Source organism: Croceicoccus pelagius (assembly GCF_001661915.1).
Taxonomy (GTDB): domain Bacteria; phylum Pseudomonadota; class Alphaproteobacteria; order Sphingomonadales; family Sphingomonadaceae; genus Croceicoccus; species Croceicoccus pelagius.
Map to the genome: position 1 here is coordinate 361,562 of NZ_LYWY01000032.1, position 14,468 is coordinate 376,029.

The 14,468-nt window shown below is 63.2% G+C and carries 11 protein-coding genes and 1 pseudogene; 2 read left to right on the forward strand and 10 right to left on the reverse strand.

Annotation, left to right across the window (positions count from 1 at the left end; all coding sequences use genetic code 11):
- Positions 1 to 10 precede the first annotated feature (10 nt).
- On the forward strand, positions 11 to 1,546 hold the full coding sequence (locus A9D15_RS07345; protein ID WP_172807482.1) for a Do family serine endopeptidase: 1,536 nt from the start codon (positions 11 to 13) through the stop codon (positions 1,544 to 1,546).
- A gap of 77 nt (positions 1,547 to 1,623) precedes the next feature.
- Here the strand turns inward: A9D15_RS07345 and A9D15_RS07350 are convergent, their stop codons facing one another.
- The 5 genes from A9D15_RS07350 to A9D15_RS16850 form a co-directional block, all read right to left on the reverse strand.
- Positions 1,624 to 3,867 (reverse strand): transglycosylase domain-containing protein, encoded by a 2,244-nt coding sequence (locus tag A9D15_RS07350; protein WP_082924316.1) that lies wholly within the window; start codon positions 3,865 to 3,867, stop codon positions 1,624 to 1,626.
- 96 nt (positions 3,868 to 3,963) lie between these two features.
- Positions 3,964 to 4,380 (reverse strand): peptide-methionine (R)-S-oxide reductase MsrB, encoded by a 417-nt coding sequence (gene msrB, locus A9D15_RS07355; RefSeq protein ID WP_066763480.1) that lies wholly within the window; start codon positions 4,378 to 4,380, stop codon positions 3,964 to 3,966.
- 2 nt (positions 4,381 to 4,382) lie between these two features.
- On the reverse strand, positions 4,383 to 4,871 hold the full coding sequence (locus tag A9D15_RS07360; protein WP_066763482.1) for an NfeD family protein: 489 nt from the start codon (positions 4,869 to 4,871) through the stop codon (positions 4,383 to 4,385).
- A gap of 7 nt (positions 4,872 to 4,878) precedes the next feature.
- Positions 4,879 to 5,865, reverse strand: coding sequence for an SPFH domain-containing protein (locus tag A9D15_RS07365; RefSeq protein ID WP_066763484.1), 987 nt, complete (start codon positions 5,863 to 5,865; stop codon positions 4,879 to 4,881).
- Between the two features lie 100 nt (positions 5,866 to 5,965).
- Positions 5,966 to 6,643 (reverse strand): hypothetical protein, encoded by a 678-nt coding sequence (locus A9D15_RS16850; RefSeq protein ID WP_066763486.1) that lies wholly within the window; start codon positions 6,641 to 6,643, stop codon positions 5,966 to 5,968.
- A 104-nt stretch (positions 6,644 to 6,747) separates the two neighbouring features.
- Between A9D15_RS16850 and A9D15_RS07375 the strand changes: the two genes are divergently transcribed.
- Positions 6,748 to 8,247, forward strand: a complete 1,500-nt coding sequence (locus A9D15_RS07375) for a sensor histidine kinase (protein ID WP_066763487.1) — start codon at positions 6,748 to 6,750, stop codon at positions 8,245 to 8,247.
- An 18-nt stretch (positions 8,248 to 8,265) separates the two neighbouring features.
- Here the strand turns inward: A9D15_RS07375 and A9D15_RS07380 are convergent.
- From A9D15_RS07380 to tnpC, 5 genes and pseudogenes are all read right to left on the reverse strand, one after another.
- A pseudogene (locus tag A9D15_RS07380) lies at positions 8,266 to 8,898 on the reverse strand (ATP-binding protein); the annotation flags it as partial.
- A 445-nt stretch (positions 8,899 to 9,343) separates the two neighbouring features.
- Positions 9,344 to 10,618, reverse strand: a complete 1,275-nt coding sequence (locus tag A9D15_RS07385; RefSeq protein WP_066763488.1) for a pyruvate dehydrogenase complex dihydrolipoamide acetyltransferase — start codon at positions 10,616 to 10,618, stop codon at positions 9,344 to 9,346.
- Positions 10,619 to 10,621: 3 nt separating this feature from the next.
- Positions 10,622 to 12,961: a transketolase gene (locus A9D15_RS07390; protein ID WP_066763489.1), complete on the reverse strand. Its 2,340-nt coding sequence runs from the start codon at positions 12,959 to 12,961 to the stop codon at positions 10,622 to 10,624.
- 444 nt (positions 12,962 to 13,405) lie between these two features.
- A complete protein-coding gene (locus tag A9D15_RS07395) occupies positions 13,406 to 13,870 on the reverse strand; it encodes a VOC family protein (protein WP_082924318.1) in 465 nt (154 codons plus the stop codon).
- A 27-nt stretch (positions 13,871 to 13,897) separates the two neighbouring features.
- On the reverse strand, positions 13,898 to 14,468 hold a 571-nt coding region (gene tnpC, locus A9D15_RS07400), incomplete at its 5' end, for an IS66 family transposase (RefSeq protein WP_156521688.1).

Genomic DNA, 14,468 nt, shown 5'->3' on the forward strand with positions numbered 1-14,468 from the left:
AATTCATAACGTGCGTTACGCCTATACGCTCACAACCGCGCTGCTTCTGGGCGGAGCCGCGGTGTCGCTGGCCACCGGCTATCCCGCCGGCGCGCAGGTTGCCCAGAACGACGATTCGACGATGGCCCGCGTGGTCCCGCGCAGCGGCGCGCCCGCCAGCTTCGCCGATCTTACCGAACAGCTTCAGCCCGCAGTGGTGAACATCTCCACCCGCCAGCGCGTGCAGGTGAATGGTGGCGGGCAGAACCCGTTCGCCGGAACGCCATTCGAAGGGCTGTTCGGCGGCCCCGGCGGCCAGCCCACGACGCGTGAGGCCCAGTCGCTTGGTTCCGGCTTCATCATGAGCGCGGACGGCTATGTCGTGACGAACAACCACGTCGTTTCGGCGCAGGGCCGGAACGGCACGATCGAGGCGATCACGGTGACCACCACCGACGGCACCGAATACGATGCCGAACTGATCGGCACCGACCCGCAGTCGGACCTTGCCGTTCTCAAGATCAAGCGTGCCAAGCCGTTCCCCTTCGTGAATTTCGGCGACAGCCGCCAGGCCCGCGTGGGTGACTGGATCATCGCCATCGGCAACCCCTTCGGCCTTGGCGGCACGGTGACGAGCGGGATTATCTCCGCCGTCTATCGCGCCACCGGGTCGGGTTCGGCCTACGACCGCTATCTCCAGACCGATGCGGCGATCAACCGGGGCAACTCGGGCGGCCCGATGTTCGACATGGGCGGCAACGTCATCGGCATCAACAACGCGATCTTCTCCCCCACCGGCGGCAGCGTCGGCATCGGCTTTGCCATCCCGGCAGAGACCGCCGAACCGATCGTGCGCAAGCTGATTGCGGGCGAGGCGATCGAGCGTGGCTACCTCGGCATCCAGATCCAGCCCGTTAGCGAGGATCTGGCCGCGTCGCTGGGCATCGACCATAACCGCGGCGAATTCATCCAGTCGGTGGTTCCGGGCGAGGCTGCGGCCAAGGCCGGGCTTCAGGCGGGCGACGTCGTGCTGCGCATCGCGGGCAAGGACATCACGCCCGAACAGACTCTGTCCTACATCGTTGCCAATACCGAACCGGGTACCCGCATCCCTGTCGAGCTGATCCGCAACGGCAAGCGCATGACGGTCAACGCCACTGTCGGCACGCGCCCGAGCGAGGACGAGCTTTCGCAAAGCTATGCCAATCCGGACGACGACGGCGACAACAGCTACAACAACCCGCGCACCGATGGAGATCAGTCCTACATCGCGGAAAAGCTGGGCCTCTCGGTCACGCCTCTCACTGCGAACATCGCGCGCCAGCTGGGCGTGGGCGACGATGTCGAAGGCCTCGTCATCGCGGCGGTCGATGGTTCGTCGGACGCGGCAGGAAAGGGCCTGCGCCGCGGCGACATCGTGCTGACCGCGAATTACCGCGACGTGACCACGGTCGAGGAACTGGAAGGCATCGTCCGCGAGGCCGAGGACGACGGGCGCGAGGCGGTGCTGCTTCGTGTGCAGCGCCGCGGTCAGCCGGCTATCTACGTGCCGCTTCGCATGCGCTGACCGACGGATTACAGTAAAAGAAAGGGCCGCTCCCCACATCGGGGGGCGGCCCTTTCTCTTTACCTCAACGTTCGTGACTAGCGGTCACGGAGTGCGGCCTGGACGTCAATCACCCTGACGCCGCTATCGTCGGTCCGCACGCCGCTTTGCTGCTGGCGGTTCGATGCGCCCTGCTGGCGGCCCTGTTGCTGGCTGGAACCTGATTGCGGCTCTTCGCGCCCCGTCGCGCGGTCAAGGAAATCCTCGTCCACCGCGGGGGGTGCGGAAGGCGACATGCCGTCAGGACCATAGCCGCCGTCGCGATAGCCGCGTTCACCCTCGTAACCGGGGCGCGGATCGCCGGGGCGCCAGCCGTCGTCGGGCGGAGCCGCGTAATTGCCGTCGGGGCCGCCACCGTAAGGTTCGATGCGGTTGCCCTGCTCGTCAACGAAGTAGTAGTCGCCGGGCTGGCCGAACCACGCTTCGTCGTCAGGCTCCAGCTGCCAGGACGGCAGTTTCACTTCGGTGTCGAATTCCTCGACCGGACGCTTGGCCACCGCGACCTTCATGTAATCGGCAAACGCGCGTGCCGGCGCCGTGCCGCCCTGCAGGCCGGGGACGCGCTTGGCATCGTCGCGGCCCATCCACACGCCGGTAGTTACGCCGCTGGAGAAGCCGAGGAACCAGCCGTCCTTGTTGGATGAAGTCGTCCCCGTCTTGCCTGCGACCGGGCGCCCGATCTGCGCCGCGCGCCCCGTGCCGGTGCTGACTGCCGTTTGCAAGAGATCGGTCATCTGCGCCGCGACATAGGGCGCGACCAGAAGCTGTTCACGCGACGCGCGGCGTTCGTAAAGCAGCTCCCCGCTCGACGACGTGACACGGGTGATCCCGTAAGGTTCGACCGAAGTGCCCTTGGCGGCAACTGCGGCGAAGGCGCGGGTCAGGTCGATCACGCGCACTTCCGAGGCACCCAGCACCATCGAGGGGTAAGTCGAGATCGGCGAGGTGATGCCGAAACGCTGCGCCATCGAGGCGACAGTGCCAAAACCCACTTCGTCGCCGAGTTGTGCCGCGACCGTATTCTTCGAATAGGCAAAGGCCGCGCGCACATCGATCATGCCTGCATAGTTGCCGCCCGAATTGCGCGGGCTCCACCCGTCGATGGTGATCGGCTTGTCCTCGATCGGCGTATCGGGCGTGAAGCCCGCTTCCAGCGCCGCGAGATAGACGAAAAGTTTCCACGCCGAACCGGGCTGGCGCAGCGCGTCGGTCGCGCGGTTGAAATTGCTTTCGACGTAATCCGTGCCGCCCACCATGGCGAGGATCGCGCCGTCGCGGTCGAGGCTGACCAGAGCGCCCTGCGCGCCCTTGGGCACGTTGTTCTGGATCGCAGTCGTCGCGGCGCGCTGCATGCCGACGTCGAGCGTGGTCCAGACCTCGATCGGCTCGAACGTGTCGGGCACGATGAAGTCGAGCTGCGGGAGGACCCAGTCGGTAAAATAGCGCACCGAGTTCTGGCCATATTCCGGCTTCAGCTCGATCGTGTCGAGATCGACTTCGGCGGCTTCTCCTGCGGTAATGAAGCCCTGCTGCTGCATCAGCGCAAGGACGGTTCCGGCGCGGCCCACCGCGGCCTCGGCATCGGCGGTCGGGGAATAGCGCGAGGGCGCTTTCACCAGGCCTGCGATGATCGCGGCCTCGCCTACCGAAAGCTCATCCGCGGGGTGGCTGAAGAACAGGCGGCTGGCGGAATCGATGCCGTAGGCACCGCCACCGAAATAGACCTTGTTGAGATAGAGCTCGAGGATCTGCTGCTTGGTGAACTTGCGTTCCAGCGCAAGGGCCAGGATCGCCTCACGCGCCTTGCGGTCGAAAGTCTTGTTGTTGTTGAGGAAGATATTGCGCGCCAGCTGCTGCGTGATCGTAGAGCCGCCCTGCCGGAAGGCGCCCGTTTCCACACGCACTTTCACCGAACGCAGCACGCCGACCGGGTCGACGCCGTAGTGATCGTAGAAGCGGCGGTCTTCCACCGCGATCATCGCGTTGCGCATCGATTCCGGGATCTGGTCGTACGTCAGCCAGCGGCCATAGCTGGGCCCGATCGACACGATCTCGCGCCCGTCACGCGCACGGACGACGATGGTCTGGCCGTGTTCGCTGGCCTTGAGCGAGGAATAGCTCGGCAGCGAATTCATCGTAGTCCAGACCGCGATGGCAAGCGCCACGACCGCCAGCAGGCCAACGACGAAGCCTGTAATGAACAGCCGCTTCAACCAGCGTCCCACGAAGGAACCGCTGTCACCATCTTCACGCTTGCTGCGCCGCCGTTGTTGCTTGGCCATTGCCGCCCGTCAGTCAGCCCGGCAGGGCCGGGATAGGAAAATATGGCCGCTTCATGGCCAAAGTCCGTCTAACGCTGGCTGAACAGCCTTGCGCGGTCAATCGTCCGACCCGCCCTTTTCCGCTTCGAAATCAAGAGCGGCGCTATTGATGCAATACCGCATGCCGCCTGCCTGCGGCGGTCCGTCGGGGAAGACATGGCCCAAGTGGCCGTCGCAGTTGGAGCACACGACCTCGGTACGGACCATGCCGTATGAGGTGTCGGTATGCTCGGTCACGCTGTCGCCTTCGCTGGGTTTCGTAAAGGCGGGCCAGCCGCAACCGGAGTTGTACTTGGCATCAGATTCGAACAGCTTCTGGCCGCATCCGGCGCAGTAGTATTCGCCCTCTTCGTAAAACTTGTCGTACTTGCCGGTATAGGCCCGCTCGGTCCCCGCCTCGCGCAGGACGTGGTACTGCTCGGGGGTCAGCTTCTCGCGCCATTCGGCCTCGGTCCGGCCGGTCTTGTCGGTCATGGTCAATCCTGCGTAATGCTTTTCGTCTCTGCAGGAAGATGGGTAGCGGGCACCGGCCCTACAAGCAGGACCGCCCCGTCGTGTCCGGTTACGACCAGCCGCGTGCCGACATCGGCATCCACTCCCCGCGCCAGCCATTCGCTGTCACCCAGCCTCACGCGTCCCTCGCCTCCGTCGATCGCCTGGGTCACGACGACGCGCGTGCCGACCAGTCGCGCGCCCTTGTCGTTCATCAGCGGATCGGTCGTCGATATCCCGGCATAGTCGAACCAGCGCCGCGCGGCGAAGACCGAGAAGGCGGAGAAGACCACGAACGAGAGGATCTGGATCGGCAGTTCCACATCCACGACCGCGGTGACGAGCCCGGTCATGAAGGCGGCCGCCGCCATCCAGATCAGGAAATAACCCGGCGCGATCATCTCGACCGCGGCGAGCACGAGGCCGAGGATCAGCCAGAGCCAGGTCGCATCAAGGTCGCCGAACCAGTCCATCTGCGCCTCAGTCGCCGTAAGTGCGCGGAACGCTGGGGCGGCGCGCGGTCACACCCGCACCGGCATCGCCGGGCTGCGCGGCGCCGGCGGGCGGGGTCACCGCATCGCGCACCAGTTCGCCTATCCCGCCGAGCGAGCCGATGAGCTGCGTCGCCTCCACCGGGAACAGGATCGTCTTGGCATTGGGCGAGGTGGCAAAGCCCTCGACCGCCTCGACGTATTTCTGCGCGACGAAATAGTTGAGCGCCTGTGTGCCCGAGGAAGCGATGGCTTCGGACACGACGCGGGTCGCCTCGGCCTCTGCCTGTGCCTCTCGTTCGCGGGCCTCTGCATCGCGGAACGCCGATTCCTTGCGGCTCTCGGCCTCGAGGATGCGGGCCTGTTTCTGCCCTTCGGCGCGCAGGATTTCCGATGCGCGGCTGCCCTCGGCCTCCAGGATCTGGGCCCGCTTTTCGCGCTCTGCCTTCATCTGGCGGGCCATGGCGTCGGAAATGTCGCGCGGCGGGCGAATGTCCATGATTTCGACGCGGGTGACTTTCACGCCCCACGGCGACGTCACATGGTCGACGACCGATAGCAGGCGCGCGTTGATGTCGTCGCGCTTCGACAGCGTTTCGTCGAGGTCCATCGAACCCATCACGGTGCGCAGGTTCGTGGTGGTCAGCGCCTGGATCGCGTTCTGCAGGCCCGACACTTCATAAGCAGCCTTGCCCGCGTCCAGCACCTGGAAGAACACGACGGCGTCGACGCCGACCATCGCATTGTCCTTGGTGATGATCTCCTGCCCCGGAATGTCGAGGACCTGTTCCATCATGTTGATCTTGTGCCCGACGCGGTCGATCAGCGGGACGATGACGTGCATCCCCGGATTGGCGGCCTTGGTGAAGCGGCCCATCCGCTCGATCGTGTAGACGTAACCCTGCCGCACGACGCGCACGCTGCTGATCAGCGTGATGACCAGCACCGCCAGCAGGACGATGAGAAACAGATCCATGTGATACGACCCCCGTATTACCCTTGCGCGGGCCGCCGATCCCCCGACCGCCTCTCGCAGCTTCCTTGATTAGCGACAGTCGCTTGCCGCCGCGCGCGAATCAATAGTGCGTCTTTTCCTCCGGCTTCGCCAGTTCGAAGCATGTGCCGATGTCGTAACGCTGCACTCCGCCCCGAGCCTGCGCGGTTTCCACCACGCTCTTCGCTTCGACGGCCAGGATGGCGTCGGCCTCGGCTTGCGTGCGGCCCTGCTCCACCAGCTCGCGGCGCGTGCGCGATTCCAGCACGGTTGCCAGCGTCAGCAAGTCCTTGGCCCGCGCGCTCAGCCCCTCGGCCTCGTGAACCTCGTCATAGGACAGGCGCAGGATCGCGGTGCACTGCGGCAGGTTGGGCTCGATCAGCGGTTCGACTTCGGCATCGAGCAGTGAGAGGCAGGGCGGCATGACCTTGGCCAGGACGCCGTCGGCATCGCCGCCCTTTATCGCTTCTGCCTGAAGGCTTGCCGCCGCGTCGCGCATGGCGGCGGCGACCTGCTCCTTGCTCCACCCCGCATCGATCAGGGCCGCGCCGGTCAACACCATGTATTCGCGCCCGCGCCAGCCGAGCGGGGGGTAGCCCTGCATCGCCCCGCGCTGCTGCTCTCCCGCAACGATCGCGAAGACGGCGGAACAGCGGACGGCCGCCCGGTTCTCTGCCGAAAGCGCAGGATCGGGCGCCGTGCCCTGCAAAAAGACGAGCGGCGCAGCGAGGGCGAAAAGGTGCGGTAAAAGGTTGATCATTGGAAAATTTGTTTCCCCGAATCCTTCTTGCCAGTCAAATCGTTTGCAGGAACGACGCGCTTGTCATTTGATCTTCCGGTGTCGTCGGCTATCTACAGCGGCCTATGGCTTATAACCATGCGGAATTGAGGGGCAGCGCCTTTGACGGCGGCGGCAATGCGGAACGGCGCCTGGCCGAACTCGATTCCTATGCGATTCTCGATACCGAGGCCGAGCGTAGTTTCGACGATGTCGTCTTCCTCGCCAGAAACGCGTGCAAGACACCGGTCGCGCTGATCAGCCTGGTCGACGACCAGCGCCAATGGTTCAAGGCAAAGTCGGGATTCGATGCCTGCGAAACGCCGCTTGGCTCCTCGGTCTGCCGCCATGGCCTCACTTCGCGCAACCTGTTGATCATTCGCGACCTTACTGCCGATCCGCGCACGCGAGACAATCCGCTGGTCACGGGCGATCCCTGCATCCGCTTCTATGCGGGCGCACCCCTGGTCACTCCGCGCGGGACGGTGATCGGCATGCTCTGCGTAATCGATACCGAAGTCCGGCCCGAAGGTCTGACCTGCGATCAGCAGCGCTCGCTGCAGGCGCTGGCCAACCAGGTCATCAGCCAGTTCGAACTGCGCAAGGCGCTGAAGGAAAAAGACGCCGCGATCGAGCATGAGCGTACCGAGGCCGCTTTCCAGCGCCGCACGGTCGAACGTCTGCAACTGGCCGAGGAAGCGGGCCATGTCGGCGCTTTCGAAACGAACTTCGCCGAAGAACGCATCGCCGGCACACGCGAATTCTGGCGCATCCACGGGCTGGACGGAGCGCCGGCGTACTCGATCGCGGACATGAACCGGCTCGTTCCGGGGACCGGAGACATCGATATCGCCATGCGGGCTGAAGGGTTCGAACAAGGGGAATTCGCGATCCGCCGCGCCAGCGACGATGCCGAACGCTGGATCGAGGTACGCGCGAAACCCCTGCTTGATGAGGGCGGGAATGTCATCGGCCTTACCGGCGTGACGACCGACGTGACCGAGCAGCGTGCGATCAACAACGAGATCTCGCATCGGTTGAAGAACACGCTGGCGCTGGTCCAGGCGATTGCCGGGCACACGATGCGGCAGATACCCGACCCCGAACCGGTGCACGAATTCAACCGCCGTGTCTCTGCGCTGGCAACCGCGCACGACATCCTTTTAAGGCGCACGCAAACCGCTGCCGGGGTCATGGAACTGGCCGAAGGGGTGCTGGCACGCCTGTCGATCGACGACCGCGTTACCCGCGAGGGCCCGGACGTGAAGCTGGCCTCGCGCTCCACGCTGGTGCTCTCGATGCTGTTGCACGAACTGGGGACCAACGCGATGAAGTACGGCTCGCTCTCCGCGCCAGAAGGGCGGGTCGGGATGAAAGTCCATCTCGAGGACCGCGACGGCGCGCCATGGCTGGTGATCGAGTGGATGGAGAGCGGCGGACCTCCGGTGATCGCGCCCGATCGCAAGGGCCTTGGCGCACGCCTTATCGAGCGCGGCATCGCCCCTGACGGCGAGTCCGAGATCGAGTACAACCACAACGGTTTCCGCGCGACGATCGCCTCGCCCATGGCGCAAGTCGGCGCCTGATCTCACTAATCTGACAGATCAGGCTCGCGGGGGCTGTCGGCGGTAGCTCAGAGCCTCTGCGATATGAATGCGCCCGATGTCGCGCGCACCGGCAAGGTCGGCGATCGTGCGCGATACGCGCAGGATACGGACATAACCGCGCGCCGAAAGCCGCATGGCATCTGCCGCCTGCATCAACAGCTTGCGACCATCCTCGTCGGGCCGGGCGAAAGCGTCCAGCGCGTCGCCATCCAGGTCGGCGTTCGTGCGCGTATCACTGCCTTCGAGCCGTGCCGTCTGGACGTCCCGCGCCCTCGCGACGCGCGCGGCGACTTCGGCGCTGCCCTCTACCGGCGGCGGCAGGGCAAGATCGCGGGCCGATACGGGATCGACCTCGACATGAAGGTCGATGCGGTCGAGCAGCGGTCCGGATACTTTCGACTGGTAATCGGCCGCACACTTGGGCGCGCGCGAACAGGCCAGCGCCGGATCGCCAAGATGTCCGCAGCGGCACGGGTTCATCGCCGCGATCAACTGCACGTTTGCAGGGAACGTCACGTGCGCGTTGGCCCGCGCCACGCTGACCTCGCGGGTCTCCAGCGGCTGGCGCAGCGAATCAAGCACGGCTCGCTGAAACTCGGGCAATTCATCGAGAAACAGGACGCCGACGTTATCCATGAAGAGCTTGTAGTCTCTTTTAAAGTTCGACCGGTCGTGCGCAAGATAACATGGTTTTGTCAGCCGCCCACCTGGCTCGACATCAGATCGTGGTATCAAACAATGGTCTCAAGCTCACCGCGCTTAGGTCCCCGAGAATTGAGACCACAATATATTTATGCTCTGATCGGTTAGATATGTCTGATCGTGAAAAATCCGAGCGACCGCGTGATTACGAAAGCGCCACTGCACTTTCGTAATCTCGCGGTTGCAACCGCCGACGGCGGACAACCTTCAGCGATACGACAAGGAACTTTGTTAACCGTACCGCTTTAATGAACGAGCCAAGCACTGACTTACCTACGGTTCCACGCGAGAGACCGCGGTCACTACAACCTCACCCTAATGCTCGCGTACTGTCCGGCTTCCATTGAGCATTCAGATTTGTCCTAGATATCGATCACACCGCAAGCCCAAAGGGTTGTTCGACAAGTGCCTTGAACGCAGCCATGAACTGCGCCGCGACAGCACCGTCGATGGCGCGATGGTCAAAACTGGCCGTTGCCGCCATGATGGTGGCCAGCTTGATCTCCCCATCCACGTTCCACGGCTGCGAAACACCTGCCGCCGTGCCAAGGATCAGCGCTTGGGGCGGGTTGATCACCGGGAACATCTCGTCGATCCCGAACATGCCGAGGTTCGAAAGCGAGACCGTACCACCCGCGTAATCCTCTGGCGTCAGGCGACCGTCGCGGGCCTTTTCCGCCAGCGCCTTGCTCTCGTTCGCAATGGCCGAGAGCGACTTTGCGCCAGCGTCACGGATCACTGGCGTGATAAGCCCGCCATCGATGGCGACCGCCATCGACACGTCGACGCGGTCGAAATGATGCAGCACATCGCCGCCGTACTGGACATTGGCATCGGGCACCTGCCCCAGCGCCACAGCCAGCGCCTTGATCAGCATGTCGTTGACCGACAGCTTCAGCCCCTGACCCGACAGCGTCTCGTTCAACTGCTTGCGCAGGGCCAGCAGGGGATCGAGATTGCAGCGTGCCGTCAGGTAGAAGTGCGGGACCGTCGACTTCGACTCGCTCAGCCTGCGCGCGATGGTTTTGCGCATCGACGACAGCTTGACCGTCTCGACTGGCACGCCCTCGGGCGGCGGCGCGATAGTCGCCTGCGGAGCGACGGCGGCAACGGGTGCCGCATCCGGCGCACGCGTTATCGCTGGAATGCCAAGGTCGGCTTTCACGATCTTGCCGTTCGGCCCGGTACCGGTGATCGAACTCAGCGCAATGTCCCTGATCACGGCGATGCGACGGGCCAGCGGCGTGGCGTTGACCGAGGTATCCTGCACCGTGGGCTGGACGGCCGGGGCCGGGGCCGGAGCAGGTGCAGCGACAGGCGCCGGAACAGCAGGAGCCGGAGCCGAGACCTCTGCCGCGACAGGTTCCTTCGCCGGTTCGGCCGCAGCCGCCACTTCGACCGCTTCACCCTCTGCCGCCATCGATGCGATCACGGTGCCGACGGCGACGTCTTCGGTTCCTTCGGGCACGATCAGCTTGACGATTACGCCTTCGTCAACCGCCTCGAACTCCATTGTCGCCTTGTCGGTCTCGATCTCGGCGATCATGTCGCCCGGCTTTACGGTGTCCCCCTCTGACACCAGCCACTTGGCCAGCGTACCTTTTTCCATCGTGGGGGAAAGGGCCGGCATTTTCAGTTCGATTGCCATCGGTCAGGCCTCCAGAAAGAGTTCGGCAGCGGCATCGACGATGGCTTCTGCGTCGAGGCGATAGGTACGGTACAGGTCGGGGATGTCGCCGGTCTGGCCAAAGCGATCGGTGCCCAGCGGGCTGACCCGATTGCCCAGCACACCGCCCAGCCACGACAAAGCGCCCGGCGATCCATCAAGCACGGTGATTAGGCCAGCCCCCGGCGCCAGCGCCGACAGCAGCGTTTCGGCATGGCTCGGCTCAGCCGGGCCGCCGGTCCAGCGCGCGGAACGACGTGCCGACCAGCCGCGATGCAGCAAATCGGGCGAAGTGACGTTCAGCAGGCCAAGGCCCGGAATGTCCTCGGCTAGTTGCTCCCACCCCGCCATCGCCTCGGGCGCAATCGCGCCGGTGAAGACGATGGCCGCCTCTGCGCCAGCACCCGGCTTGCGCAGCCAATAGCCGCCCTTCAGCGCATCGCCGTGCCATGCGTCATCTTCGCGCGAGACTTGCGGGATCTGGCGGGTCGACAGGCGCAGGTAGACCGAGCTCCCGTCCGGGTCCTGAATGTGCCGGAAGGCCTGTTCCATCATCAGCGCCAATTCGTCGGCATAGGCCGGTTCGAAGTAGGCAAGGTTGGGCTGGCCCATACCGATCAGCGGCGTGTTGATCGACTGGTGTGCACCGCCCTCGCCCGCCAGCGTCAGGCCCGAAGGTGTGCCCACCAACAGGAAGCGCGAATCCTGATAGCAACCGTAGTTCAACGCATCGAGCCCGCGCGAAACGAACGGGTCGTAGACTGTGCCGATCGGCATCAGGCGCGTACCGAAATGCGGTCCGGCAAGACCGAGTGCGGCCAGCATCAGGAAAAAGTTGTTCTCGGCAATGCCCAGCTCGATATGCTGGCCCGCCGCGTGCTGCGACCACTTCTGCGCAGAAGGTATCTTGGCGTTGTAGAACACGTCGGCCAGTTCCTGCCGCCGGAACAGCCCGCGCTGGTTGACGAAGGCGCCAAGGTTGGTCGTCTGGGTGACGTCGGGCGCGGTCGTGACGATGCGGTCGGCCAGTTCCTCGCCCGACTTGGCGAGGTCGAGCAGGATGCGACCGAATGCGGCCTGCGTCGATTGTTCGTCGCCGGTCGGCGCGGGAATGGGAGGAACGTGGATCGCTTCCGAAGCCCCTTCGCGCAGCTTGTGCGCGATCGGACTGTCGTCGACAAAGGCCTGCAGTCGCGAGGCGGCGTTGTCGCCAAGACCTCCCCACTTGTCCCATTCCTCGCCCTCGGCAATGCCAAGGTCGTCGCGCAGACCGTGGATCTGCGTCGTGTTCATCATCCCCGAATGGTTGTCCTTGTGCCCCGCCAGCGGCAGGCCATGCCCCTTGACGGTATAGGCAATGAACATGGTCGGCAGCTCGTCGTTCGACGCGCTTTCGAACGCTTCGACCAAAGTTTCGACGCAATGACCTCCAAGGTTGATCATCAGGTCGGCCAGTTGATTGTCGTCGTAGCTGTCAAGCAGTGCCTTGACGTTTGACTTGCCGCCGATGTCGGCCATGAGCCGCACACGCCATGCCGCACCGCCCTGATAGGTCAGCGCCGCGAAATCGGCGTTGGGGCAATTGTCGATCCAGCCCTGCAGTGCCTTGCCACCCGGCTTCTTGAAAGCGGCAAGCTGCTTCTTGCCATACTTCAACGTCAGGACGCGCCAGCCACAGGTTTCGAAGATGTCGTCGAAGCGGCGGAACATGCGTTCGGCCGTCGTCGCGTCCAGCGACTGGCGGTTGTAGTCAACGATCCACCAGCAATTGCGCAGGTCGTGCTTGTAGCCTTCGATCAGGCACTCATAGATGTTGCCCTCGTCCAGCTCCGCATCGCCCATCAGCGCGATCATGCGACCCGCCTGCTCTTCTTTCAGCTGGCCGTGCGCGATCAGGTAGTCCTGAACCAAGCTGGTGAATGCTGTGATCGCAACGCCAAGCCCGACCGACCCGGTCGAGAAATCGACTGGGATCGTATCCTTCGTGCGCGAGGGATAGCTCTGCACCCCGCCAAGGCCGCGGAATGCTTCCATCTTCTCACGGGTCTGCTCGTCAAGCAGATAGTGGATCGCGTGCAAAACCGGCCCGGCATGCGGTTTGACCGCAACCTTGTCTTGGGGTCGCAGCGCATGGAAATAGAGCGCTGACATGAGCGCCGTCATCGAGGAACAGCTCGCCTGGTGACCACCGACCTTCAGACCGTCACGCTTGGGTCGAAGGTTGTTGGCGTTGTGGATCATCCACGAAGACAGCCAGCGCAGACGCGTGTCGAGCGCCTTCAAGGTTTCGATCAGATCTTCGCGATCGTCGCTCTTCGTTGCCATATAAATCCTCCGATCAATTTTTCGCCGGCTTTCTGCAGTATAATGATCAACGAAAGCGGTGAGATGCGTCGCACAAACCAACTCAGAATTGGTCGACGTTTCTGAATCTGCTTTTGGGGCGCATGAACCGGCTAGACGACCGTCATATCGAATTTGATAATGCCGCCGTTCATCCCCCGGAGCGATGAAGGGCGCTTCGACGATCGCTGATGCCGGTTAACAACTGCGCCTACGCGCTATTACGCTCAGCGCTCTCAAATATTTCTCAAACGGAAACGCATGGGCCTTCATAGGCATCTGATAAGTCACCGCAATCTTGGCTCAGAGGTCTGCAGCTCCTAGAAAAGCAAATGCCGTTTGAAGCCACAGGGCGCCGGATGCGCACACAAATTATCGAGGTCGATTGACTTTGCACAAAGCACCTCACTCGATAATGGATTTGGCCTAAAGAGTGTCTGGCCTAGCCAAAACAGTGTCAGGTTCTTCACCGTTTCGGACGCGTTCAAATAGTGCGTCCGGCTCGAATTCGATACCTAAAGGATTCCGAGCGAATTCCGGACTAGAAAAGAAGGCAGCCGCCCCCCCGGGATAATTTACCTGATCGCACTGGAACTCGATACGGCACCCGTTCGGGTCCTTGTAATACAATGACGTGGTGGGACCATGATTGATGCACCAGAACGGTCGCAAGCCCTTCGATTTAGCGTTGTCATAAAACTCAGCTAAGTCAAAGATCGAATCCATAGTAAACGCGACGTGATCAATACCTGCCATGGTGTCAGAGAATTCATCGAGGCCTTCGGCCTCCGCAATCGCAATTCGATGATGTTCATCGTCGAAGGTCAAAAAACAAAGGCCGGGTTGGTGGTAAACTTCATGAGCCCCTAGCAGAGATTTGTACCATTGAATTGTTTCGGTAAATTGTAAGCGCTGTTTTCAGCTCACGTCGGCCCAGGGCATGAGTTCGCTGACGCGGTTGGCCGGGTGACCGTTGGCGAGGCTCGAGAGAGTGGCGGTCAACCAGGCGTTCGGATCGATACCGTTCAGTTTGCAGTTTTCGATGAGCGTGGCGATCACCGCCCAGTTGTCGCCGCCTTCGTCGGAACCGGCGAACAGCGCATTTTTGCGATTGAGGGCGAGCGGGCGGATGGAGCGCTCGACGGTGTTGTTGTCGAGATCGATGCGGCCATCATCAAGGAACCGGAGGAGGCCATCCCACCGGGTGAGCGCATAGCGGATCGCTTCACCGAGCCTGCTCTTGGTGCTGACCTGCCGGGCACGGGTGTCGAGATACTGGTGGAGATCGTCCACAATGGGCCTGCTCCGTGCATTGCGGACGGTCTGGCGTTGCCGCGCCGACGATCCCCGCACCTCGTCTTCGATGGCATAGAGTTCGGCGATGCAGCGCAGCACATCTGATGCGACCGGCGAGCTGTCTGCCAGTTCGTAGAATTTGCGTCGCACATGCGCCCAGCAGAACGCGAGGGTCACGTCGCCGCGACGGCGG